The sequence below is a fragment of the Nostoc sp. MS1 genome (assembly GCF_019976755.1).
Lineage (GTDB): Bacteria > Cyanobacteriota > Cyanobacteriia > Cyanobacteriales > Nostocaceae > Trichormus.
In genome coordinates, this window is sequence record NZ_AP023442.1 from 107977 (window position 1) to 131451 (window position 23475).

Annotated in this window: 25 protein-coding genes and 2 pseudogenes; 13 read left to right on the top strand and 14 right to left on the bottom strand. The window is 38.0% G+C overall.

Annotation, left to right across the window (positions count from 1 at the left end; genetic code table 11):
• Positions 1 to 46 precede the first annotated feature (46 nt).
• The 9 genes from cas5 to NSMS1_RS31320 all read right to left on the bottom strand — a co-directional run bounded on the left by cas5 (position 47) and on the right by NSMS1_RS31320 (position 10136).
• A complete protein-coding gene (cas5, locus tag NSMS1_RS31285) occupies positions 47 to 697 on the bottom strand; it encodes a type I-MYXAN CRISPR-associated protein Cas5/Cmx5/DevS (protein WP_224095648.1) in 651 nt (216 codons plus the stop codon).
• Positions 694 to 1614 (bottom strand): type I-B CRISPR-associated protein Cas7/Cst2/DevR, encoded by a 921-nt coding sequence (gene cas7i / locus NSMS1_RS31290; protein WP_224095649.1) that lies wholly within the window; start codon positions 1612 to 1614, stop codon positions 694 to 696. Before cas7i ends, cas5 begins: the two co-directional genes overlap by 4 nt.
• A gap of 55 nt (positions 1615 to 1669) precedes the next feature.
• Positions 1670 to 3193: a type I-MYXAN CRISPR-associated Cas8a1/Cmx1 gene (gene cas8a1, locus NSMS1_RS31295; RefSeq protein WP_224095650.1), complete on the bottom strand. Its 1524-nt coding sequence runs from the start codon at positions 3191 to 3193 to the stop codon at positions 1670 to 1672.
• Complete coding sequence (cas3, locus tag NSMS1_RS31300; protein ID WP_224095651.1) at positions 3190 to 5670, bottom strand: CRISPR-associated helicase Cas3'; 2481 nt, start codon at positions 5668 to 5670, stop codon at positions 3190 to 3192. Before cas3 ends, cas8a1 begins: the two co-directional genes overlap by 4 nt.
• Positions 5609 to 6274 carry a type I-MYXAN CRISPR-associated protein Cas6/Cmx6 gene (cas6, locus tag NSMS1_RS31305; protein WP_224095652.1) on the bottom strand — a complete coding sequence of 222 codons (666 nt, stop codon included), beginning with the start codon at positions 6272 to 6274 and terminating at the stop codon, positions 5609 to 5611. Before cas6 ends, cas3 begins: the two co-directional genes overlap by 62 nt.
• A 495-nt stretch (positions 6275 to 6769) precedes the next feature.
• A complete protein-coding gene (locus tag NSMS1_RS35510; RefSeq protein ID WP_411908703.1) occupies positions 6770 to 6901 on the bottom strand; it encodes a hypothetical protein in 132 nt (43 codons plus the stop codon).
• A gap of 875 nt (positions 6902 to 7776) precedes the next feature.
• The gene (locus NSMS1_RS31310; RefSeq protein ID WP_224095653.1) at positions 7777 to 8325 is read right to left on the bottom strand and encodes a hypothetical protein; all 549 of its coding nucleotides are present in this window, start codon (positions 8323 to 8325) and stop codon (positions 7777 to 7779) included.
• A 9-nt stretch (positions 8326 to 8334) separates the two neighbouring features.
• On the bottom strand, positions 8335 to 9033 hold the full coding sequence (locus NSMS1_RS31315; RefSeq protein WP_224095654.1) for a hypothetical protein: 699 nt from the start codon (positions 9031 to 9033) through the stop codon (positions 8335 to 8337).
• Positions 9034 to 9428: 395 nt separating this feature from the next.
• Positions 9429 to 10136 (bottom strand): class I SAM-dependent methyltransferase, encoded by a 708-nt coding sequence (locus NSMS1_RS31320; RefSeq protein ID WP_224095655.1) that lies wholly within the window; start codon positions 10134 to 10136, stop codon positions 9429 to 9431.
• Between the two features lie 564 nt (positions 10137 to 10700).
• On the opposite strand from NSMS1_RS31320, the pseudogene NSMS1_RS31325 reads away from it, so the two are divergent.
• The 5 genes and pseudogenes from NSMS1_RS31325 (at position 10701) to NSMS1_RS31340 (ending at position 14944) form a co-directional block, all read left to right on the top strand.
• Positions 10701 to 11286 (top strand): annotated as a pseudogene (locus tag NSMS1_RS31325) (beta-class carbonic anhydrase).
• Positions 11283 to 11408, top strand: a complete 126-nt coding sequence (locus tag NSMS1_RS35225) for a hypothetical protein (RefSeq protein WP_263432602.1) — start codon at positions 11283 to 11285, stop codon at positions 11406 to 11408. Before NSMS1_RS31325 ends, NSMS1_RS35225 begins: the two are co-directional and overlap by 4 nt.
• Before the next feature lie 74 nt (positions 11409 to 11482).
• A complete protein-coding gene (locus tag NSMS1_RS31330) occupies positions 11483 to 11638 on the top strand; it encodes a hypothetical protein (RefSeq protein WP_224095656.1) in 156 nt (51 codons plus the stop codon).
• A gap of 243 nt (positions 11639 to 11881) precedes the next feature.
• Positions 11882 to 13376 (top strand): transposase gene (locus NSMS1_RS31335; RefSeq protein ID WP_224095446.1). Its coding sequence is split into 2 segments (ribosomal slippage): positions 11882 to 12568 and positions 12570 to 13376, totalling 1494 coding nucleotides; the frame shifts between segments, so codons are not numbered across the junction.
• A gap of 83 nt (positions 13377 to 13459) precedes the next feature.
• The gene (locus tag NSMS1_RS31340) at positions 13460 to 14944 is read left to right on the top strand and encodes an FAD-binding protein (RefSeq protein ID WP_224095657.1); all 1485 of its coding nucleotides are present in this window, start codon (positions 13460 to 13462) and stop codon (positions 14942 to 14944) included.
• A gap of 167 nt (positions 14945 to 15111) precedes the next feature.
• On the opposite strand, the gene NSMS1_RS31345 is transcribed toward NSMS1_RS31340, so the two are convergent.
• Positions 15112 to 15519, bottom strand: coding sequence for a PPC domain-containing DNA-binding protein (locus NSMS1_RS31345; RefSeq protein WP_224095658.1), 408 nt, complete (start codon positions 15517 to 15519; stop codon positions 15112 to 15114).
• A 143-nt stretch (positions 15520 to 15662) separates the two neighbouring features.
• On the opposite strand from NSMS1_RS31345, the gene NSMS1_RS31350 reads away from it, so the two are divergent.
• The gene (locus NSMS1_RS31350; protein WP_224095659.1) at positions 15663 to 15902 is read left to right on the top strand and encodes a hypothetical protein; all 240 of its coding nucleotides are present in this window, start codon (positions 15663 to 15665) and stop codon (positions 15900 to 15902) included.
• 13 nt (positions 15903 to 15915) lie between these two features.
• Here the strand turns inward: NSMS1_RS31350 and NSMS1_RS31355 are convergent, their stop codons facing one another.
• On the bottom strand, positions 15916 to 16767 hold the full coding sequence (locus tag NSMS1_RS31355; RefSeq protein ID WP_224095660.1) for a class I SAM-dependent methyltransferase: 852 nt from the start codon (positions 16765 to 16767) through the stop codon (positions 15916 to 15918).
• Between the two features lie 616 nt (positions 16768 to 17383).
• Between NSMS1_RS31355 and NSMS1_RS31360 the strand changes: the two genes are divergently transcribed.
• The 7 genes and pseudogenes from NSMS1_RS31360 (at position 17384) to NSMS1_RS31390 (ending at position 22066) form a co-directional block, all read left to right on the top strand.
• Positions 17384 to 17536 (top strand): hypothetical protein, encoded by a 153-nt coding sequence (locus tag NSMS1_RS31360; protein ID WP_224095661.1) that lies wholly within the window; start codon positions 17384 to 17386, stop codon positions 17534 to 17536.
• 109 nt (positions 17537 to 17645) lie between these two features.
• Positions 17646 to 18980, top strand: coding sequence for an FHA domain-containing protein (locus NSMS1_RS31365; protein ID WP_224095662.1), 1335 nt, complete (start codon positions 17646 to 17648; stop codon positions 18978 to 18980).
• Positions 18981 to 19049: 69 nt separating this feature from the next.
• A pseudogene (locus tag NSMS1_RS31370) lies at positions 19050 to 19877 on the top strand (protein kinase domain-containing protein); the annotation flags it as partial.
• Between the two features lie 87 nt (positions 19878 to 19964).
• The gene (locus NSMS1_RS31375) at positions 19965 to 20456 is read left to right on the top strand and encodes a hypothetical protein (protein ID WP_224095695.1); all 492 of its coding nucleotides are present in this window, start codon (positions 19965 to 19967) and stop codon (positions 20454 to 20456) included.
• 89 nt (positions 20457 to 20545) lie between these two features.
• A complete protein-coding gene (locus NSMS1_RS31380; protein ID WP_224095663.1) occupies positions 20546 to 21151 on the top strand; it encodes a hypothetical protein in 606 nt (201 codons plus the stop codon).
• Between the two features lie 292 nt (positions 21152 to 21443).
• Complete coding sequence (locus NSMS1_RS31385) at positions 21444 to 21839, top strand: nuclear transport factor 2 family protein (protein ID WP_224095664.1); 396 nt, start codon at positions 21444 to 21446, stop codon at positions 21837 to 21839.
• A complete protein-coding gene (locus tag NSMS1_RS31390) occupies positions 21836 to 22066 on the top strand; it encodes a hypothetical protein (RefSeq protein WP_224095665.1) in 231 nt (76 codons plus the stop codon). The genes NSMS1_RS31385 and NSMS1_RS31390 overlap by 4 nt, the downstream gene beginning before the upstream one ends.
• Before the next feature lie 15 nt (positions 22067 to 22081).
• On the opposite strand, the gene NSMS1_RS31395 is transcribed toward NSMS1_RS31390, so the two are convergent.
• The 3 genes from NSMS1_RS31395 to NSMS1_RS31405 all read right to left on the bottom strand — a co-directional run bounded on the left by NSMS1_RS31395 (position 22082) and on the right by NSMS1_RS31405 (position 23368).
• Positions 22082 to 22609: a cysteine hydrolase family protein gene (locus NSMS1_RS31395; RefSeq protein WP_224095666.1), complete on the bottom strand. Its 528-nt coding sequence runs from the start codon at positions 22607 to 22609 to the stop codon at positions 22082 to 22084.
• A gap of 136 nt (positions 22610 to 22745) precedes the next feature.
• The gene (locus NSMS1_RS31400; protein WP_224095667.1) at positions 22746 to 23081 is read right to left on the bottom strand and encodes an outer membrane protein assembly factor BamE; all 336 of its coding nucleotides are present in this window, start codon (positions 23079 to 23081) and stop codon (positions 22746 to 22748) included.
• Between the two features lie 95 nt (positions 23082 to 23176).
• Entirely contained in the window at positions 23177 to 23368 is a 192-nt protein-coding gene (locus NSMS1_RS31405; RefSeq protein WP_224095668.1) for a hypothetical protein, read from the bottom strand.
• Positions 23369 to 23475 lie beyond the last annotated feature (107 nt).

The window sequence follows — 23475 nt, forward strand, 5'->3', positions numbered from 1 at the left end:
CTAAACGACTATGCTTAACACCTAACGGCATCTTAGGAAATACAGCCTAATTTGTTTTAATAATAGTCCAAGCAGACTCAGGTGGATAACTCTGGTTAGAAGTTTCCAGCATTAAGTATCTCTGCCAACGAGTACCTTTTGAACCAACATGATCCACCCAGTAAGGTAAAGTTAGTAATCCATCTTCATCTTTGACTAACCATTGCAACGATTCACCTTGGTAATTCTCAGGCAAGATATTAATAGAATTAACTAAATCTCGACTTTCTCCTAAACAAATACCTCCAAAACGGTTAATGGCAGCAGGATCATTAAATGCAATCTTCAAGCGTTGTGGTAGTGCTGGTTGGGAATTATCTTCTCCAATATCTACCCAAGCAATAAATCGTATATCAGTTAATAATTCCTGATAATCGGGTCTAGCATTACTTGCATCGTGAATATCTTTTTTCTTGAAGCGTCGAAAGGTGCGGATGACAGTAGATTTTTGAGGTTGGGAAAGCATAGCGATCGCTAAACGAGTTCCACAATGCTTGTATCTATCCATCTCTCCTATTATAGAAAGTAACATTCCATAAACCGTAGATGGTGGAGGTACTGGGTAAGTTTCCGCGTACTCCCTTGCGCGAGATTGACGAAAACTTGCAATAGGAATCTCTACTTCCAAAGCTAAAATTTTTTCAGATGTTTTCATCATCGAATCAACTCCAATTGAGGTAGTTGTAAATCTCTAACGATGACTTCTTTCATGCTTTGTATAGCTAGTTTAATTCCAGGAAAAACATTTACACCTAATTGCTTTAATTCTTTTATTTCATCATATTCTGTTATTTCACCAGCTATCCACAACTCTTGTGGTTCAATATCTTGATTTCGGACTTTTCTAATCAATTCTTTAATTGAAACTTCTGTATCGTTTTCTTCGTAACAATAAAGAATGCGAGGAGAAAAATCATGAGTCCATCGTAAAACTAAACTTTCAGGAGAAAAATCGTAAAGAAAGCGGGAATGATTTCCTGCTACTTCTCCCAAAGAGCTTAAACCATCTAAAACTGCTATTATACGAGATTTGTCCTTTAAGCGTTCTGGAGTTAATGCAAATCCATATTGATAACGAGTAGCATGAACTTCTGTACCATAAAGTGAAGTTCGTCCCTTTTTACCACTAGCAGAATTAAAGGTTAAATCACCGCTAAAAGGGGTTGTAGAGACAGCACGAGTTACTTCTAAAACTCCTCGTTTAGCTGTTGTTGTACCCTTGGGAGCTTTTTTACCTTTTTGTTTAGGTTCATCTGAAGCTTCTACTTTTGCACCTTCCGCACGCATGAATCCTAAAACATCATCATCAATAAACGTGATATCATCAAAGTTTTCATTTTGCCAAATATTATCATTGATATCATCGTCCCAACGACGATTGACTTGATAGTCATTACCAGCAGTTTGCCAGTAGTAACGCAAAGCCCAACGAATTGCTTCAGAAGATACTGTTGTATGTACTTCTCCCTTCCACAAAATTTTCTGTAGAGTGGTTATATTACCTTCATTCTCCCCACGGTTATTAGCAGCAGTACCGTATCCAGTTAATATGTTACCAAACAAATGAAACGACATTGTTCAAGCTCCTTAATAAAATATAAAAAGTCAAAAGCCTAATTTACTTAAGATATTAAATGCCAATATCTATTAAATCTTCATCTACTTGTTCTTCATCAGTATCGTTTGTAGTACCCTTACCTTTATAACTAGCTAATGCTAGTAAAGCTAAATCTCTTGATTTCTTCCAGTTTTTCTCATTCATGACAAATTCCATTAGTTCCTCCCAATGTTCTTGTAAAGTTGGTATTTTTCCGGCGCGTGACCAAAAATCAGTAATAAATTCTCGAAATGTATCCGAGTTTTTACATCGACCTAATCCAGTCCTGATACGTACTGTTTCTCGCTCAAAGTTCGGAACTTCTCTTCGTCTATTTGCTTGTTCAGAAATTTGTCCATATGTGAACTTAATTGCTTCGTGGCAAGCTTTAACAAACAGTTTCTCGCGCTCATCTGATTTAACTTTTTGAATCACTTGATATAGCCCTCCTCTTTCGTAAGTCAATTGTTTAAATAATTCATTACTGTTCACTTTGTCTGAAATACTAGAATACCAAGGTTGGTTTCTGGCCAGATTTTCAGCAATTAATTCTCTAGCAAAGCTAGTTACTACAAAACCACCATTTTTACTTTCTACAGTTTTATCTCTTAGCCAATCATTACAAATTTGATAGTTTTGGCATATCTCTTGACTAGCTTCAACCAGATACATATCAGTTCTAGTTTTCTGCTGGGTAGCCCAAGCAACAGTTCCTAAAGTAAAAACTTGGCAGCGTGATACAGCAAAACCTTTAGCAACATTGATTGTAGATTCTAAAGTTAAAAACTTTAGCCCTGCATCACCTAAGCTAGAAGCATGAAAATCTTTATAAGTTGCATATCTTAAATGTTGATTTTGACGATATTGAGCATATTTAGCTAAATCTATAATTTCTGGAACTACAAGTGCATATTGTGCGCGTTTATCTCGCAATTTTGAGCGAAGAATGTAGTAATAACAAGCGACAGGAGCAAATAACAAGACAAAGGCATTTTCTGGAGGTTCTTCAAAGCTTGTATCAGAACTAAAAGCAACATGACGCACTACTGCACCAGGGCTTAACCATCCAGCAATGCTGATGGATTTTGTCAACAAATTTCCATTTTTATCACAAAGGTTATCAGCAAAATCTTGATAAGCATAGCTTTGTAAGCTTTTATATGTAACCTGAATCTCTCTGTCGCCTTCGCCTAATGATAAAGATTCGGTTTTAGTCCCGGTTGATTTATGAGTGCTAGTGTGTTGTAAAAAAGTACCCAAGATCCCTTGATGTACAATTACTTGAGCATCTTTACGCATAGTTTGTGAATCTAAACCGCGAAGGGCGATTAATCCATCATTTATTTGAAATGATTCTTTTAATAACCATTCCAAAACAGTTTTATCATTTCCTTCCCAGTCTAAAATGACTTTGCGATCACTAAGTTGCCAATGTAGACCTTCTGGACAAACCGCATTCTCTTTGCCTAATTGATTTAAAGTCATCCATAAGCCTGCTAAACCAGCGCAATGCAACAAAGTAAAACTGGAATTACTTAAATCAAACTCTAATTTCACTGTTCTGCCCCTACCTCTTCACTGTAACTAATGATGCCTGCTGGAGTAACAGGATAAAAACCTTTACGCGGCCATTCCCAATATTTGTATCTGGCATCAATTCTGATTGGTACTGACCAAGCTTGTGCTTCCTTTAGAAACAATTTCATTCGAGATTCATTTAAACCTTGTTTGAGTAATTCTTGTTGGTGTTGTTCGGCAATAGCCCAGATTGAGGTTTCATCCTCTCCCAATAGCACGGTAATCGTGTAACCACCTTCACGTAAAAAATCTGGGCGATTACACCAGTTATCTTCAAGCCAGCTTGATCTGACTTGCTCAACTTCCTCAACATTAAGGCTAGCCGCTACTTGTGCTAAGTCTCGTTGAGAAATACCTGTTTTATGGGAAAATTCTTGAATTAATTGCTCCCCTGTAGAAAGCTCTGCTTTATCATAGGGTTGCTTATTATGCCAAGGGTAAATAATTGCCAACTTTGAACCTTGTTCGGGTCTAGCCATCCTACGGTTTAATCTTCCCATGCGTTGAATTAAAGACGCGGCGGGAGCCATTGCAGATATAAGTAAATCTGCACTTAAATCCAGAGACATTTCACAGACTTGTGTAGTGATAGCCAAGACTGGTTCATTTGTTTGAAAAGCATCAATGACTGCTTGATGCTTTTTAAGCCTATCTTTATAGCGATAACGACTGTGATAGATTAATGGTTTAATGTCTAATTCTGGTAAATTCTCAGTAAGCTTAACTTTTGCTGTGCGGTAGATATCAATACAGCTTTTTACAGAATTAGTCACCCATAAAACTTTCTGCTTATTTGAGAGAGCTTCAATTGTAGGTTGCCAAATTTCCTGTAATTCATCAAAGTTAATGACTTCACGAATATATTTAATGTCATAGCGCTTCAGTTCCTCTAGTTCCTTTGGGCCTTCGATGGGTTCATCTAATGCTTCCCCTTCTTCTGCAAGGACTTGACGGATAGCTTCTAATTGTTCGGGAGTAAAACTAGCGCTCATTAAGAGTATAGGCGCACCACGAAACGCTTTGATAAATTTCAATAATGTACCAAAAAGCCGGGAATCGTATGCGTGAACTTCATCAAATACAAAAGCTGATTGAGCGATCGCTGCCCAAGAGTAAAGTGGTTTACGATTATTTTGAATAATTCCTAATACAGAATCAACTGTACAAACAATTAATTTTTTTCGCCATGCTTGAAAGGCCATGAGCCGAGCATTAATACCCTCAGAATCATCCGATTCCCCAGAAAATAGTAGCTCTCGATCCAAATCAGCACGGGAGTGCATCAAGGTTGCTTCAATCTCTGTACCATCTACATAGTCAATATATCCTTGAGAAGCTGTACCTGTAGTTGGATAGGAAAAAAATAATTTACGTCCAACAGCCCATTTTTTACCCCAAGCATAAGCACCAATTGTTTTACCTGTTCCACAACCTGCTTTAACAACTGTTACTCGACGCTCCGACTTAGCAATTGACTCTTGAAATGGGCGTAATTTCTGACCTTTTAGCCGTTGGTTAACTAATTTCTGGAAATCCTCTTTTGAAAGTTGCAAGGTTAATACCTGTTCAATCCATACTTTAAAGTCTTCCTCAGCTAAAGGTAATGCAGAACCAGCTAAATCTGCTGCAATTACTGTTGCCTTTACCGCAGCAATAAATTTTTGTTGCTCCCAGTCTAGTTGCGATTCAAATTTAATAAATTCACTGCGTAGATTTATTAAAGCTTTTTGTAACTCTTGTTTAGACCATATTTCTTGAGGTACTTTCGGTAGTTCTTTAGGTAATCCTAAAGTTTGATGACCCATTTTCAAGACCGCTTGGAAATCTGAATGATGAGTATATATTTTTAATTCATCTCCTGTACCTGAAAGAATTTCGGCTATAAATTCGGCAACTTGATTATTTCCATTGACACCTATTTTAAGATGATGTCCTATTGCTGCCCAAATCGCAATCATTAAATCGGCATTTTGACATTGTTCTAGCCATTCTCTAAATGTCACTACCTGTAAGGCTAAAATACCGCTAATGACTTCATGACGCAGCATTTGCCTGTTTGAATGATCGTTTGATAGTTTTAATAAATCTTTGCGGAACTTAAGGTATTTTTGATCTAATGTTTTAGGATTAATGGTTTTTAAATAAACCATCTCTTGAAAATGTTGATTTGCTTTACCCCAATCATGCAAATATGCACCTAATTTAACTGTTTTTGCAAAGTAATCCAGACTAACATTTTTTAGCCCTAACTGTTGAAGGATAGATTGACCCAACTTATCAACCAAAATATCGGCGGCTTGCATGACAAAGCTAATATGACCTGTATACTTGGCAGAACCCCGTGCTTTATCGTTGTTTTTCTCCTCCATTGAAAAGGATTTAGCTAATAACACCTTAAACATTTCCACCTCCACCGCTAGGTTGGAAGTATCCACAACCAAGGTGTCTTTTGCCACCAATACCCAATTGTTGTAATTTTATAGAATCCTCATCATTTAATCCTGAAATCTCCGTAGTAAAACCTACAATGGTATACCGTTTAACTTTAAGTGTTTTCCGATATGGTTCACCGTTTTTATCTGTAGGGATATAAATCTCGCCTGATATCCCTAAGCTGTTAAGTTGACGTTGTGCGGCTAATAAAAATGATTTTGGTTCGCTATATCCTTTAATAACAACAATTCTAGACTTGAGCTTTTTAGCTGGTTGAAGCATAAAGATTTGTGGAATACCAATCTGAATTTCATGTATTCCTATACGAATAGACTTTCCTGCTAGTTGATAAATTAAGGAAATTTGAGGAATTTGTACGCGAACCCTAAAACAAGATTTCTCAGTCAGAAGTATCTTTCCTTGCTTATCTGGAAAACCAGGAATTGTCAAAATGCTCATGTATTTTTGCTGTCGTAGCTCTGGAATAAGGTGAATGCACGCAGCATAAAGCCCATAGTTATGATCCGCAGGAAGATACTTTCCTCTAACTGGAAAAGTTAGTTCAACAAAAGGCTCAAGCTCATTACCTGCATCTTGAGATGCAAAAAAATTCACAGATGCAACCATTTTAGGATGCTCCTAAATCATAAAAATATTCAATCTTTTCAAAACCTTGCGGCATCTAAGGTAGTAAACCGATAATACGTAATCTTTTGAGAAGTACTCTTGTTAAGTGGTAGTTTTTTCAGACTTGTTTAAGACCTTAAAACATCTGAATTAATTAATGAATAACAAAATTTTAATTTTATGTCAAGTAATTTACACTTTTATGCTCAACGCCTATCGGCATCATAGGTTCGGAGCAGATCGGGTTATCTTAGTCCCAACTGCTCTATAACACTGATAACTATCCAGCCTTAAGACCGTAAAAGTGATCAACGCCTTACGGCATCTTAGGTTAAGGTGAATATCCATATTATTACCATAAAAACTTTCTATAAGCTTGGTACAATCATCTGTCAGAGAAATAATTTATCTTCCTTAAGATTTAACTATTTTAAATATTATGAAGTGTGTAAGCTTACTGAATGTGATTAACGCCTAGTGGCATCAAAGGTTTAGTCAGGGTTGTAGTACGGTTTCTGTAATAATCGCTGCTGGGTGATCAACGCCTACTGGCATCAAAGGTTTGGTCAGTTCATGAGCGATCGCATCCAACGCATCCAGTTGATAGTGATCAACGCCTACTGGCATCAAAGGTTTGGTCAGATCAGTATTCTGTAGTGTCGTTCTATCTAGACCCTAGTGATCAACGCCTACTGGCATCAAAGGTTTGGTCAGCCCATAAAAAAATGCTCTATATTGCCTTGTAACAGGGTGATCAACGCCTAGTGGCATCAAAGGTTTGGTCAGGACTTGAAACCAGTTATGCGATCGCCATCTGCCCAGTGATCAACGCCTAGTGGCATCAAAGGTTTGGTCAGTTTATAGCGTGGCGCACCTCGTAACACCATGACTCGTGATCAACGCCCAGTGGCATCAAAGGTTTGGTCATGTCTGAGAAAGGATAAAACTCAACGCCTTGCCCCTCGTGATCAACGCCTAGTGGCAATCAGAGGTTAAACAGCCAAGTTTACCAAAAAGAACTTACCAGCCTAGATATGTGATCAACGCCTAGTGGCAATCAGAGGTTAAACAGGTTTACCTAGTGGCAACTCTCTAAAAAAACTGATGTGATCAACGCCTAGTGGCAATCAGAGGTTAAACAGACTTTGACGGTGAAGTAATTGTTGACGATTAGGAATGTGATCAACGCCTAGTGGCAATCAGAGGTTAAACAGAGCGGTTACTGAAATACATATTAGAACTGCCTTCAAACTCGATATTATAAGCATCTTGCTTCAAACAGCAATACATGAGCTACATTTGTATCTAAGTCTTAACTTTAAGAATAGCTATTGATTCTGAAATTCCTGTATTATATATGCTCCAGCCCTCCAAACAAAAATGCAAGCACCTTCAGACAACTTGAAACCTTTGAAAAGCATTTCTAGCAAAGATTTCATGGCATTTTTCCTTCTTTTTGAGCTTTCACATTGACAGATCCATGCAAAATAGAGTCTCGCTTGTTATGAACTAAGATTTTTACTTGTAATTCTAATTAGAAAACGCAAAGCTTCGTTAACTGCTTCTGAAGTCGGAAACATCTGATAAACATCAGGTTCTAGAACAACAGCCACTCTTTCAACTTTTGTATAATCATTACCTTGTTTACCATTCAATCTCTGATTTAGCTCTGGGCTATCTTCAGCTAAGGATGATTGCAAAGGTAAAGTATTTAATTGGTTAACAAGTGCCTCCCAACTATTGGCTTTTAAGTTAAAGTGAGCCTTGGCATCTCGTAACGTTTTATATTTCTGCTTGAGGATTTCGACTGTGTAGCTTTGCCTTTGAGACATATCAGTTTCGTTGTTAAGGTCTTCCTCAACCATCTCGACTACTTCATTGATCAGCCGTTCATGATTTTCACTAATTTGGGCAGCAGCTCCTAAAATTCGTGAAGTCGCTTGTATTTGCACTTGGCTTTCATGTTTGAGGCGGTCTGCAATGTTACGGATTTGATCTCCCAGCTTGGTCTTGCCTTCGCTAGGATTAGTTGATAATAGTTTTTTACCCATGAGATTTTATTATTCTGAAAGTATTTCTTTGATTGCCAGCCAAATGCGTTTAAACTTCTGCACCAAGCCTATAGGACTATTTGTTGTTTCTTCTTCCACTGAATCAACTAAAGACTGAATCCGATCTAAACGTTCAGCGACAACGTAGAGGTTATTGACTGCCTCATCCTTACTGGACATAGATTCACGTAACAGAACAACCATATCAGCAATTTCACGCTTCAGCCGTTCATTTTCAGCTTTGCGACGGGTTTCCCATCCTTTAATACTAGCTTTGGAACGTCGCTCATACTTGAGTTCTGCTTTTGCCTCACTATATAAAGTTAAATACCTTTCTAGCTCGGAGTTAGCTTGCTCATATTTGGTGAGTAACTCGGTGTTTCTGGCTTGTTCCTCGTTGTACAAGCAAAGCGTTTGTTGATAATTTTGTTGTTCACTAACGTATAACTGATAGTTTTGGGCAGCAAGTTCTTCTAATTGAGTTAACTTGACTTGATAAGTTTGAATCTCTTGTTGAACATGAACTAGTTGAGTTGTAGCTACTTCATTTTCTTGAGCTTTTTGCTGCCACTCATCACGTTGGGCGCGTACAGTCATCAACAACTGTTTAAGTTCGTGAGGAGAAATTGGATCTTTCTGCCGTGAGCGTGGGTGGTTAATGGCATTGTCATCATTAGAATCCCTGCGATCGCTTCTCCTCATTGGCATAGCTTAATTCCTTACGTAACTATTTACTAAATATTGGTATAAAAATTTAGTTTAACTGATGTATGCTGATTGAAGTGTGATCTGAGTCTTATTAGTGTTACAAAGAACGGCAATGAATATCCTCAAGCGATTACTGAATCGAGTTCAGCAGATACAGCAAAACAGTATTGGTTGATAGATATCAAAGTCTAGCAAGCCATTTAATAAGGGCTAAATCAACTAATGCTTGCAAATATAATGTTTTGATAATTTAGATGAATTAAGAGCAGTTATCTGCCAACGTCTTGACCAGTTAACCACATCAATTGTTGCTTCTATTACAGGCTACGGATTTATGTTGAATGCTTTATTTGTATCAGGTTTTTCGTAAATTGGTATGGCTCATCAAAATCCCTTCACCATAACTTTTCACACAAATACTCAGCAAGCACAGGGGAAACATGGTTCATTTCCACAATCTGGAACCCTGCCTGTTTTAGCATTCCTTCGATAATCCAGGCAAAGGTGCTGTGTTCCTCCCGAATGTGCATCTCATAATCTTGCTTTGTCCACCCTTGACCTTCAGGTTTGGCTGCAAGTTCGATCCAAGCTTGGAGCGCGGCTTCGTGTTCAGCAGGCGGAAACGAAAAAATCACATCTCTCAAAAAGAAACGCCCACTGGGTTTGAGCATTGATGCAATTCTCAAAAATGCCACCATCTTCCAAAAATCCGGCAGGATGTGCAACGCTGCTTTAGTTACAACCAAATCTGCTAAATGATCGCAGTGTTTATAGGTCAAAAAACCAGATCGGTGAAACTGGATGTTCGTTGCACCCGCTTTGTGAGCTTTATTTCGAGCATAAGTCAGCATCGCTTGAGAAATATCAACTGCATGAATTGATGCTCCGGTCAGTGACGCTTGAATTGCAAATGTTCCGGTTCCTGCTCCTAAATCAATCACGATTTGCCCTGATTTAATACCCAGCCGAGACACCAAGGCTTGCTCTTTTTCAGGCGTACTTGATGGCTGCTTGAGATCAAACGATTCAGCTTGTGCTGGATCTTCAAAATCAACACCTGCCATCTTCGATTCATCAAAATACCAATTTGGCAAAGAAACCATGCTGTTCATCCTCGCGTAGGCTTGTAAGTGAGGCGTAACGTCATCTCCAATTCGCTTTTTCCCATACCCTCTACTTGCGTTACTGCGAATTGTTTTGGTCAAAGGCTGGTTTGGTGATTGCAGATGTTAAATCGAAAGGAAAAAGCTGCGTGAGTTTTTGGGAAATTTATTGCGTTCGCGTAACGTCTTGGAGAGAGGAAATTTTGGAGGAGAAGCGATCGCTTATCTGAGGTAAATATAGTGATTTATTATACTCATTCATACTTGATTAACTTGTCATTTATTAAGTAACTTAAATAAACTACGATTAGTCTACCAAAATACCGCACTATATGATTTAGTTTTGCAAAACTAAGTTTTTTACTAGTGTCTATAAAAGTGGCAAAAACTATACCAGGAGCTATTGAGATAAATATCAACAAGAAAATCCATAGAGAATGATGGAAAAACTCGCACCAACGCAATACCCTGTTGATGAGTTAATTCGTAGTTTGATGATGGCAAGGTAAATCTCACTGTTCATAAACTCTACAAATCTTGTTAAATTACCCTGAATTAACAAACATGAGCCAAATTTTAGAAGAAGTTTTATCGGTTAATCGTACTTATGCTGAAAACTTTGGTAGTAAAGGCGAATTACTCATACCTCCTGCACGTCGGTTTGCCATTCTCACCTGTATGGATGTGCGACTTGATCCAGCCAAATTTGCCGGATTAGCTGAAGGTGATGCTCATGTGATTCGTAATGCTGGTGGACGTGCCAGTGATGATGCTATTCGCTCTTTAATAATTTCTTACAAATTACTAGGTACTCGTGAATGGTTCGTAATCCATCACACTAATTGCGGTATGGAAACCTTCACCGACCAAATCATGAGAAACTTATTGGCTAATAGTTTGCAAACTGCCCAATTAAATGAAACGGGTTGGCATGATATAGGTTTTGGAGGAGGATCAAATGAAGCTGAATTTATTGATTGGTTGACTATTGGGGACTTATCTCAAAGTGTTTATTATAGATGTGAAGCGTATTCGCTTACACCCATTAGTACCACGAGAGATTCCGATTTACGGCTACGTCTATGATGTAAAAACTGGAAAATTGATTGAAATTCCAGAAGCTACAGAAATTGGTAAGGCAGAATCATGAACGATTGGGAACGCCTGATACCTCCTTCACAGACAGCAGATATCCTCCGCGATACGAAAGCTATTCGCTTTATCAATGGCTGTGATCAATTGACTGGCGCACTTTTTTACGCACCTTTGTAGCCTCAAAACCAGGAGGAAGGTTTTTAGAAATTGGTACAGGAACAGGACTAGGATCTGCTTGGATTTTTGATGGCATGGACGAAAAAGCGCATTTAACCACAGTGGAGTTAAACCCAGACAACGCAGCGATCGCCCAGAGATATCTAGGAAACGACCCGCGAGTAGACAAATGTATAGATGTAGTGCAGAGAATTATGGAACGATCCAAAGCTCCCAAGCCTTGTCTTTGATCGAAGGATGTGAAAATGTTGGCTCAATCCCACTCAGAGAAACAAGCATTCTCGTGTAAAAGCTGTAACAGTATTTAACCTAGCGTGGTAAAACTTACTAGAGAAGAGCGGAAATGCTGTAATCTTGACCTTGTAGCGAAATAATGGCGCAAAAACTTGGCAAGAAAAAGTCTAAAACCAGAGGCAACATCGTTTAAAGTACTCGATTGTATTCAAAAAAAATGCCCATCGTGCGGTCAAGCAATGTGGAATGAATACAATAATCCTCGACATATAAGAACGTTAAATGGGGTAGTAGAATTACAGCTAAAAATTCGTCGATGTCAAAATAAGTCATGTTTCTTGTACAAAAAAGTGTATCGACCAGAGCAAGAAGGTTCTTTAGCTCTACCACAAAACGAATTTGGTTTGGATGTGATTGCTTATATAGGAGCATTACGCTATCAGGAACATAGAAGCGTTCCCCAAATACACGCTCACCTTGAATTAAAAGGTATATGTATAAGTCAACGAACGGTCACGCACTTAATTGACAGATATGACGAGTTACTTTCTTTATGGTTAAAAGACCACACTAGGTTAAAAGCCATAATGGCTAATCAAGGACGGGTAATATTAGCGATCGACGGGATGCAGCCAGAAATTGGACATGAGGTATTATGGGTAATTCGAGATTGCTTATCTGGAGAAATCTTACTTGCTAAAACCTTATTATCATCAAGAAATGAAGATTTAGTGACGCTATTACTAGAAGTAACTAATAGCCTAAATGTACCAATTGATGGAGTTGTTAGTGATGGGCAACAATCAATTCGCAAAGCTGTTGGGTTAGCATTACCTAGTATTGCTCATGGTTTATGTCATTACCATTACCTGAAAGAAGCTATTAAACCCATATATGAGGCGGATAGACATGCAAAAAAGGAATTGAAAAAAAAAAGTTAGAGGATTACGAGAAATTGAACGTAGTGTTACCAATGAAGATCAGGATTTGGTGACTATTATTGAAGATTATTGCTCGGCAGTCCGTAGTTCTATAACCAATGATGGTCATCCACCCTTAGAAGCATCAGGGTTAAAGTTACAAGAAAATTTGACTTTGATAGAACAAAGCTTAGAACGGATGGAAAAAAGAAGTGCTTTACCACCACCTTTAGTCAATCTAAAACACCTTCTAGCTAAGGGATTATCTGCGACTGCATCTTTATTTTCACCTGTGAGGGTTGCATATGGGTGGGTTGATAAAGCTAGTAATATTCTCAATAATAAAATAGGTCTTGATGCTGCTGGTGTCAAACAAAGTTATCAGCAACTGTTAACTCAAATGTCCCAACAAAAGCAGAAAGCTGGCACATTGAACACCGCAATCGATAACTTTATAAAAACCACCAATAACTACTGGTCTGGACTTTTTCATTGTTACGAAATTGAAGATTTTCCTAGAACTAATAATGACTTAGAACACGCTTTTGGTATGCTACGTCATCATCAACGTCGTTGTACTGGTCGTAAGGTTGCTCCCTCATCCCTTGTTATTCGTGGCTCTGTCAAACTTGCTTGTGCCATTGCTACTAAACTTCGTTCTTTTACCGCATCTGATTTAGCACAAGTTGATATCGTTACTTGGCTCGAATTACGCTCTCAATTGCAAAAACACCACAAAGCCAGAATTGAACAGTATCGATTTCGCCGAGACCCCAAGGGTTACTTGGCTAATTTAGAGAGTCGTCTTCTCTAGTAAGTTTTACCACACTAGTATTTAACTATGCTAGTAACCCAATGATTGTATATTGTAAAAATTCATGTTTCAAGTAGAAACTCATGAATCAAAATACTTCACGCCGCCAAGTCTTGCAGGGTTTAGTTGTCACTGCTGTTGTGATTGGGTTTGATGTTGTTGGGCGTGGTTGGGTAACATCTGCCGATGCCTCATCCATTTTTGAAAGCATCCCGCCACTAGATGGTAAGCTTTATACCGATAGTGAAACTGTGGCTAGTGCTAGTGTTGACTTCGGTAACATAATACATCGTCGGCCAATAGCAGTACTTCACCCAGAGTCAATTGAAGATATTGTGCAAATTATTCGATTTGCACGCACTCATCAAATTAAAGTAGCAGCACGAGGTCAGGGTCATTCTACTTACGGACAATCACAAGTAGAAGCGGGCATTGTGATTAACATGAGTACGCTCAACAAGATTCATTTTGTGGGTACAGACCGTGCTGTTGTAGATGCAGGAGTGTTGTGGAGTCAGTTATTGCAACAGACTCTAGCGCAAGGATTAACGCCACCTGTTCTCACAGATTATATAGAACTTTCGATTGGTGGAACTTTATCGGTAGGGGGTATCGGTGGTGCAACTCATCGTTATGGCGTACAAGTTGATAATGTTTTAGAACTCAAAGTGGTGACTGGTGCTGGTCAGTTGGAAACATGTTCACCTCTAGAAAACAGCCATCTATGGGAATCTGTACTGGCAGGGCTAGGTCAATGCGGAATTATTGTTCAAGCCACTGTGAAACTAATTCATGCTGCTACTAATGTGCGTGTATTTGAATTATATTATGACGATTTAGCCACATTTACTCGTGACCAACGCTTACTAATCAATGATCAGCGTTTTAACTATGTAGAAGGTCAGTTAATTGCAAAAGATACTGGGGGATGGCGTTATCTTTTAGAAGCCGCTAGCTTTTACAGCCCACCAAACATTCCCGATAACAGCGCTTTACTTGAAGGCTTAAACTATACTCCAGGTACACAACAAATAGAAGACAAAACTTATTTTGATTTCCTCAATCGTTTAGCTCCTACAGTTGCCTTCCTCAAATCTATTGGTGTTTGGTCTTATCCTCATCCCTGGTTAGATTTGTTTGTATCTAGTAGCGCAGTTAACAGTTTTGTTGGTGAAGTCGCTGCCAACTTAACACTAGCTGATACAGGTCAAGGCCCAATTCTGCTGTATCCAGTCAAGACCAACCGTTTTCATCTACCCTTGTTCCGGGTTCCTACAGAAGAGATTGTGTTTCTGTTTTCTATTTTGCGAACAGCAGCACCACCAGAAGATGCTGTAGTTACACGGATGCTGTCTGATAATCGCAAACTATTTGAGCAAAACCGTGACTTGGGTGGTTACAAATATCCCGTAGATGTTATTCCCTTTTCCAAAAAGGATTGGCAGCAGCATTTTGGTCGAGTTTGGGGAAATTTGGTAAGTGCAAAGCGACGTTACGATCCAGATAATTTACTAACCCCAGGTCAAGGCATTTTCGTGAAACAGGTCAATGATATGAATGAGTTTTGATAAAACGTCATTCGATCGCGCTTGCAGGTGCTAGCTTTTTTACATTAACCAATCCCTAATCATCACAACCGTACTAAATGGACAAAAATTGTTCAAGGGCAACTATAGAGCAGATGTGATTTCGTAAGGATTAAGGCCATAACTTCAGTATTGTCATAGCAGCCAAATTAAGGACAAAGTGGAAGATATTGAATATCTAATTCTTGATACCCAGTTTGCTCATCAAAGCTTCTTCCAAAGCAAAACTCTTGCGTAGTGCCAATAACTATTTCCGCAGTAGTATAAATTATACATCCATCGACAAGATGACCACCAATAGTCTTACCTTGTTGATCTGCTAGAGCAATATGCAGATGTATCCCTTCATTCGATAAAGTTCCATTGAGAGCTAAAATTTCAAATTTTTCATCAAAGGTTGTACTTTTATCTTGATTAGCAAAGCGAATTGCCGCTTGTTTTAAACTGCCGATACCACTTAAAATAAATCCTGCTTGAATATTTTGCTCTATAGCAAAGTTTTTTAGAGATTGTCTTAAATCTTCATTAGGTTTGAGTCTAATTGCTAATATTTTCATAAGTCTTTATTATTAACTAAATATTGCCATAGCTGAAACTGCCGTATGGTGATGTTGAACCACTCCTGCATCTTAGGCATTGGTAATCTGTATAGTTGACGAGCGTTAACAAAGTAATAAAATAGAGATTGCGAGTTTGCTCAATGCTGAGTACTCTGGTAAGTCACATATCATCTGGCATAACAGCGATGCCTGCGGCGGGCTACGCCATCGCGCTCGACTTCAGTTTAAAGCAAAGACTTCAAAAAGCCATGCACCGGGGTAAGCCAATTTTTCTGTACCACTACGGTGGTAGGATAATGCCACCATCCCAGAGCTACTACTGGCGGATGATGAATGAACACCCATCAATGAAGATTTATCAACTCGAAGTTAGGAATTGATAATCAATACTATTTATTTTCTTGCCCAGACTTGTGTGACACGAGGGATACCAAACACTGTTTTTTCATCAGCCGCTAACGCTCTAATTTGGGTAATTGTCTGGTCAATCTCCTGTGGGGTTGTTATTCCAGCTTCGATAAGAGCATCAACTGCCTCGAACAATGACAAATCGATTAGACGCTTGTTATCCTGATGCAATACGACGGGTTGAAACAAACAAACTTCTGAGTTAGCTAATCCAACATCCATGAAAAATCGGTATAAAGTTGCTCCGAGACGAAAATGCTGACCGCGAATGTCGCTGATAGTCATAAAAAGCTCAAAACAACGCTCATAAGCTCTTGACGGCGGATCACAAAAGGTGCAGCTAAAGTCTGCTTCTTCGCAAACTAATATTCCCCCAGGCTTAAGGAGCGATTGCATTTGGTTTAGTGCATCGGTAGGCTGAGTTAGGTGCATTAGCAAAAAGCGGCAGTAAACCAAGTCAAAAGATTCTAATGGTAATCCTGTAGCATAGGCACTACCAAGAGAAAATGTAACATTGCTTAAACCCTCAACTTTAGCATTCTTTCTTGCTTGCTCTAATTGTTCAGCACTGATATCTACACCAAAGACCGAGCCATTATCGCCAACTTGTTGAGCCAGCCAGTTAGAAACATTCCCTGTGCCGCAACCAATGTCAGCTACCACCATTCCTGCTTCAAGTCCAACTCGCTGCAATAAGAACTCAGTGTAGGGTTTATGAACTTTGTTGAGGATTGAAAGCCGATGTGCGCCTAATTCCCCAGTGGCCAGTGTATAACGGTCATCTTGCTTCATTTTTTCTTTGAGAATGTCCATTTGGAGTAATTGTAAAGCAATCACATCTGGCAATGTCAGGCGATCGCATCTGTCAATCTGGGGCGATCGCTTTTAATTTTTTACCAGCAGCTTGTGCTTCTCTTGATAACTGGCTGCTTTGGGAACAATGCCGCAGATGCAAACTCCTGTAGTCTCAAGTGTTTAGCTACTACAGTTGGTTCTAGTGCCGCACCTTGAGCGTAAAACTAAACTAAGAGGCGTTGCACAACCATCTGCCAGCTTTGTACTTGCTCTTATGCGAGTTTTCTCATTAACTTAGTGCATAGTCGTTGCCGCTTATGACTTCAGTTGCACCGTGAGAAATTGGGTGGGGTGGCCGAAGTGACGGTTGAGGTGAAGCATCTGCGGTCATTCAATTACTTGCCAGATAAATGTCGGCAGGTTCAGGCGATGTGCAATGGTACAAAGCGCTCATAGCGTAGCTGATTGTCTATGACCGGCCGGAGGTCATCGCTAAACTCTAAAATTAAAGGGTAGTAAACAGACTGTAAATCTTTAGCCAAAGAGTTTATATTTTCTTAAGCTTAACTATTATCGTAAATCTACTGAATACTGTTAATATCAATCTGGAATCAAGTTTTGTGCATTTGTAGTTTTGTACATACTCAGGTTAAAGGCTATGCACATTAGTATCCCAGATGATATTAAGAAGCAATTTCATGCAGCTTGCGCTTTACGTGGGCTGAAGATGAGTCAAGTTGTGGTGGAAATGATTCAGCTATGGCTGAAAGCGAATGATTCGCAGTCAACTAATCAAGTACAAGAGCCGTGAACACAGTGTAAGGGATGGGGTGTAGGGTATTCCATTCTTAAAAGAAGGATTTTCATGAATAACACTGTGCAAAGTTGTAAATACCTATAAAAACTACAATAACAAAATCATGAACGCACTTACTTCACAACAATGGGTCATCGCTTTCCAATGGAACTACAATGGCAATTTAATAAATAAAAAGATTTCTAAACAAGAAGCAACTAGAGATAATCTTAATGGTGCTGTTATTAGAATTGGCCGTGAGAAACCGTCATGTAACCTGTATTTGGAGGACATTAGTGTATCAGGTCAACACGCGGAAATCTATTTTGATGAACAGCAACAAAAGTTTTTTATTAAGAGTTTGTCCCCTAAGAATACTACCAAAGTAGACGGGCAAGACCTTGTTTATGGTGAGGAACTCCCATTGAAAAATGGCAGTAATATTGTTTTAGGACAGCTAAATATTGAGGTTACTAATATCCAAGTTTACGAGCTTGAAGCGACAAATTATTCAGGTTTCGTTAATCCTAAACCAAATTCAAATCCAGTCAATTCTGTTAGTCCTAGTTCAAATTCAAATCCAGTCAATTCCAATATAAGTTCAATACCAGTCAATCTCAATCCAAATTCAAATCCAGTCAATCTTAATGTAAATTTAAGAAATACCGATCCAGAACCAGACTCAAATAAATCAAAACGTTGGTGGCAAGAGCCTACAATACAGGTAGCAATAATATCAGCAGTAGTAGGAATTGTAACCGCAGCAGTTACTTGGTATAACAATAATCAGACTCAACAAACAGAGATATTAAAATCGCAGCTAGCAACTAATTCTGCGGAAAAACTGAAATATATAGAAAGATTAGAATCTCATAAAAAAGAGGTTATTAAGCTGCTTGAGAAAGATGAAAAAACAGGTAATTTAATCTACAGTAGATTACAATTAACAAGCGATTGTAATAAATTTATAACCTTTGCAGTGTCGTATATCGCACCAAACGATGTAGAAGAAACTAAAGGTTGGTTCAATCTTACTAATGAAAGACCGATAGTCCCTTCTTTTTATACCAAAAAAACTTTTATAAGACTACATGCGTATATTGAAGATAGTCGATATACAAATTTATATAACGCCTTGAAACAAAGTTATACTGAACCCTGGAAACAGGAGGATATAGATAAATATTTAGATGGCAGTAGTGAGCTAAATAAAGAGAAAACGAATTATCGAAATAAACAATGGAAAGGGAATGATGGTTTAGTAGAAAGGAAGATTATTTACCCTAGTGATTTTGATTATATCGAGAACCCTTTGTTTTTTGATAGAGACAAAAAAGACATAATCGATAAAGTCAAGTTTTACACATTAAATTTTATGTATGCGCCAAGTGGAACTCAGTATACAAAGGCAAAGTTTAGTTGTGAAGGAGAAAATTTAACTTTAAAGATAGAAGAGTGAAAATACATCCATCCCAAGTTTGGTAAAAGTTATTACAATACAACCAAGATACGCTGTAAAACACTATAAATAGTGAAAGACATAATCCTTCGTAACCGCTATAAAATTGTACAGTTTTTAGGAAGTGGTTCGTTTGGTGATACCTATATCGCTGAAGATATAGATTTGCCTAGCCATCCCAGGTGTGTCGTGAAACAACTCAAGCCTAAAACATCTGAACCAGAAGTATTGCAAGTTGCTAGGCGACTATTTGACAGTGAAGCCGAAACTTTATATCGTTTAGGGAACATTAGCAACCAAATACCTAAGTTATTTGCTCATTTTGAGGAAAATGGCGAGTTTTATTTGGTGCAAGAATTTATCGACGGGTATGACTTAAGCGCAGAGATAATACCTGGTAGCCAATGGAGTGAACCTGAAGTTGTCAAACTATTACAAGAAATTCTTCAAGTTTTAGCTATAGTTCATCAGGAGAATATTATTCACCGTGATATTAAGCCCCAAAATTTGATGCGTCGTCGGCATGATGGCAAAATTGTATTGATTGACTTTGGTGCAGTTAAAGAAATTAAAGATTTGAGTGCGAATACTCAAGGTCATGTTACTTCGACTATTGCCATTGGCTCAAATGGTTATATGCCAAATGAACAAGCTAAATCCAAGCCAAGACTATGTAGTGATATCTATGCAGTGGGAGTGATTGGTATCCAAGCTTTGACAGGCAAATTACCTAAAGACTTCCAAGAAGACCCTACCAATGGAGAAATAATTTGGCGAAACCAGATAAATGTTAGCAATAAACTGGCTGATGTTTTAACTAAAATGGTACGTTACAAATTTAGCGAGCGATACCAAACAGCAAACGAGGCTTTGCAATCACTAAGCTCTATATTTCCAGCACTATCAAAGCCAACAATGTCTTGGAAATTGCCATCTCGTGGAAGAGTTTTAGTTGTAACTGGAGTAGGGACAGGAATACTTATAATGTTTGTGTTAGCTTCTTTAATTCTGTTACGTACCAAAACAAGCGAAAACTTTATTCAACTACCTTGCGATACTGAAATATCTTTATTATCTTTACCACCATTACCAGACCAATCAAATAGAGAGTTTAAAAATGGTGCTAAATTTTATGGCTCTTTCGATCAGGATAATAAATTAACTGGCAAGGGAATATTATTATTTAAAAATGGTGATAGATATGATGGGGAATTTAAAAACGATAAACGTAATGGTTGTGGAAGATATTCATTTCTCACTAAAGCTAGCTCTTACCAATATTATATAGGTGAGTACGTAGAGGATAAACGTAACGGTCTAGGAAGATTAAAATGGAAAAATGGTAATGAATATAGAGGTAATTTCAAGAACGAGAAATGTGAGGGGAAAGGAGTATTTCAATTTGTCAATGGCTCTTTGAAAAGTGGAGTTTGGAAAGGAGGCAATTTGACCGAAGAAAATTTATCATGCAATTAACAAAAAGCTTAATTTATTTTTAAAATAAACTATAAAATATCACCCTAATGCTAGACTAATCATTAAACAATAAATATCAAAGAAAGAAAATGAATCGAAAGCTATTTGAAAAAATAAGATTTATATCTAAAGCGGTTTCTTTCCTTTTGATCATTCCTTACTTCAGCTTTGCTATTCTCCCACAAAGAGGGGTGGGGCAACCTACAGAGCAATCAACACCTTCTTCAGGAGAAATTATAACGCCACCTGCTCAAAACAATCCAGATACCAAAAAGCCTCCTAATCACAATAATACAGAGCAACCAACACCTTCGTCAGAGGAAATTATAACGCCAAATAATCAGAATAGTCCAGCTAATCAAAACACGCCAAATAACACAAAGCCAAATAATCAGAATAGTCCAGCTAATCAAAACACACCAAATAACACAAAGCCAAATAATCAGAATAGTCCAGCTAATCAAAACACACCAAATAACACAAAGCCAAATAATCAGAATAGTCCAGCTAATCAAAACACACCAAATAATACAGAGCCAAATAATCAGAATAGTCCAGCTAATCAAAATACGCCAAATAACACAAAGCCAAATAATCAGAATAGTCCAGCTAATCAAAACACACCAAATAACACAAAGCCAAATAATCAGAATAGTCCAGCTAATCAAAATACACCAATTAGAGGACTAGGATAAGATTTATTTGATTACTGATATTTTGCAAAATAGTTTAGTAGAAATTCAGAATTTAAATTTTAAGCTAGTTAAGATTTAAGTTCTGAATTACTTTTAATAAACAATACCTTAGCCAAAATCAGATGGTGAAGAAAGAGGGCTGATATAGTAAAGTTATTGTCTTTCCAAATTTTACATCTTGCACCAAGAAAATTTGATGTAATTTTACTATTCAATAAAAAATTGAAAGCCTTGATTTAGTGGCAAAAGCCTATAAAATTTTGATAACATTCGTATTAGATGGTGAACAATTATGAGTTCAAATCAGCAGTTTCTGCAAAATTTATACGAAGCCTTCAATAAAGGCGAGATGGAAACCATCATCTCGGTGATGCACCCGGACGTGAAATGGGCAAACGGGTTGTCAGGCGGTTTCGTTTATGGGCGCGATGCGGTGCGCGAATACTGGACTAATCAATATAAGGTGATTCAAGTACAGCTTGAAACCTTAAAATTCGAGACGGATGAAAACAATCGAAATATAGTTACTGTTCATCAAATTGTCAGAGATTTGCAAGGCAATTTACTTGCGGATTCAATAGTTGAGCAAATCTTTACGATTGAGAATAATTTGATTAGTCTATATGAAATTGGCAAAACCGAAACAATTCAACAGATGATTCAAAAGACGAGAACTTTCAAAGAGTGATTGGGAAGGCAGTTACAATTCAACCTGTTGCTTTTACCGAGCGCAATGAACAAAGGTTAGTAACTTCGGTTATATTCTGTGTAAATACTTCACCGCTATTTGCTCTCATCGCAGCCCAAAAATCCGTTTGCGCCCGACCGTTTAGAGCCGAATGGCACGCTTGTAAAGAGAAAAACGCTCTCGGCAGCAGGGGTGAAGAGGAGCAGGTGAGAAAGAAAAAGTTTTAGGAGGAGCAACGCCTTTTATGCAAATCCCAAAGATAATATTGTGAGTAATTCGCTAAAAGAAATCACATATTTCTCGCCAATATTGCGTTTTAATATCTTAATTGCTGCTTCATGATATTCCTGTCCACCGCTAGAAGCGCAGGCATCCGATACTACAAATGTTTCAAATCCAGCATCAAATAGTCCCAAAGCTGTAGCCATCACACAAGCATCTGTATCAACCCCACACACTGCAACTGTAGTAATAGCGTCCTTTTGCAGAGCTTGGAGTAGGTCAGGTGACATCGACGAATATGAAGGCTTATCAAACGTTTTGCTAACAACGCCAATTAAGGCATAAGAAAGCTCTGTTTCCTGTCCAGATACCATCTCGTTCCAATTTACTTGACGTGAGAAATTAGGATTGCGGTTAAAAAAGCGAGTTGCCCAAACTTGATGAAACTGATTAGCATGAGCAACTACCTTTGGCACAACCGCAACACATTCAGGTGTAATCAAAAAGCTATTTTGTAAATCTACCGCTAACAAAATCCCTTTAATCATATCTTGCCCTCTACGTATAACCTCCCGTAAAGTAAAAAGATATGCAATCCTTACGTTGCATACCTTTGGGCTTAACAAGCTTGCCATTCAACCTTATACCATTTCACGAAAACTTGATCTATTTAAAAATAAAAAATTAAATTGAAACAATCTCTTTTTTGATTAATTTAGAAGTACTATCGAAGGTGAGTAAAAATATATATTCACCTAAATAATAGTTATCACAACTATTTTTATCACCACAATTAGAATTAACGAAATCTGGTTTACCAAGTAATTTTCTTGTCTGTTGGCTTGTCATGCCGATTTGGAGATGGTTTTTCAGTAAATTTTCACTCATCTCTAGGCGTGCATTTTTATCCTTACTTTTGTTCAAAGGATTCTCTAGCCATGCTTGTTGATTAAAGGGTTTATTATCAAAAGGGTTATTGTCACAGCCAGATAAAAAAGAAACTACTGAGATTGTAAGCAAGAGTAGCCAAGATGTATAAGATTTCTGTATTATCGTCCTCATTGTTAACCTTTAGGAGAGTCTGAAAGCTATATAGAATTATTTTCACGATATTTTTAGTAATTTTCGGAGATTGATAGCTTTTTATTCATTCTTAGAAGAAAACCTAGACAGGCGATCGCGCCTGATACCATGTGTCCTGCCTTATTCCAAGCAAAAGCAGGACTGTGGCAAACCAGCATTGTGAATAATGCTGTAGATAAAGCAACTTGTGATTTTACCCCCTGCGTGACCAAATTTTGAACCATAACGTGACCAAAAGTTAACGTAATTTCAAGCTTTTGAGCCAATCAATAACTTAGCTTTATGAATCAAATTATGTCCGCGTGTTTTAAATGTGAACCATAATACGACC

Coding starts and splice junctions, on each gene's coding strand:
- NSMS1_RS31385 (WP_224095664.1), top strand. CDS start 21,444: ATGAGTTCAAATCAGCAGTTTCTGCAAAATTTATACGAAGCCTTCAAT.
- cas6 (WP_224095652.1), bottom strand. CDS start 6,274: ATGGTTGCATCTGTGAATTTTTTTGCATCTCAAGATGCAGGTAATGAG.
- NSMS1_RS31380 (WP_224095663.1), top strand. CDS start 20,546: ATGAATCGAAAGCTATTTGAAAAAATAAGATTTATATCTAAAGCGGTT.
- NSMS1_RS31365 (WP_224095662.1), top strand. CDS start 17,646: ATGAACGCACTTACTTCACAACAATGGGTCATCGCTTTCCAATGGAAC.
- NSMS1_RS31395 (WP_224095666.1), bottom strand. CDS start 22,609: ATGATTAAAGGGATTTTGTTAGCGGTAGATTTACAAAATAGCTTTTTG.
- NSMS1_RS31330 (WP_224095656.1), top strand. CDS start 11,483: ATGGACGAAAAAGCGCATTTAACCACAGTGGAGTTAAACCCAGACAAC.
- NSMS1_RS31350 (WP_224095659.1), top strand. CDS start 15,663: ATGCTGAGTACTCTGGTAAGTCACATATCATCTGGCATAACAGCGATG.
- NSMS1_RS31345 (WP_224095658.1), bottom strand. CDS start 15,519: ATGAAAATATTAGCAATTAGACTCAAACCTAATGAAGATTTAAGACAA.
- NSMS1_RS31310 (WP_224095653.1), bottom strand. CDS start 8,325: ATGGGTAAAAAACTATTATCAACTAATCCTAGCGAAGGCAAGACCAAG.
- cas7i (WP_224095649.1), bottom strand. CDS start 1,614: ATGTCGTTTCATTTGTTTGGTAACATATTAACTGGATACGGTACTGCT.
- NSMS1_RS35510 (WP_411908703.1), bottom strand. CDS start 6,901: ATGCCAGTAGGCGTTGATCACTATCAACTGGATGCGTTGGATGCGATC.
- NSMS1_RS31405 (WP_224095668.1), bottom strand. CDS start 23,368: ATGGTTCAAAATTTGGTCACGCAGGGGGTAAAATCACAAGTTGCTTTA.
- NSMS1_RS31320 (WP_224095655.1), bottom strand. CDS start 10,136: ATGGTTTCTTTGCCAAATTGGTATTTTGATGAATCGAAGATGGCAGGT.
- cas5 (WP_224095648.1), bottom strand. CDS start 697: ATGATGAAAACATCTGAAAAAATTTTAGCTTTGGAAGTAGAGATTCCT.
- NSMS1_RS31375 (WP_224095695.1), top strand. CDS start 19,965: ATGTTTGTGTTAGCTTCTTTAATTCTGTTACGTACCAAAACAAGCGAA.
- NSMS1_RS31340 (WP_224095657.1), top strand. CDS start 13,460: ATGAATCAAAATACTTCACGCCGCCAAGTCTTGCAGGGTTTAGTTGTC.
- NSMS1_RS35225 (WP_263432602.1), top strand. CDS start 11,283: ATGAACGATTGGGAACGCCTGATACCTCCTTCACAGACAGCAGATATC.
- NSMS1_RS31315 (WP_224095654.1), bottom strand. CDS start 9,033: ATGCCAATGAGGAGAAGCGATCGCAGGGATTCTAATGATGACAATGCC.
- NSMS1_RS31360 (WP_224095661.1), top strand. CDS start 17,384: ATGCACATTAGTATCCCAGATGATATTAAGAAGCAATTTCATGCAGCT.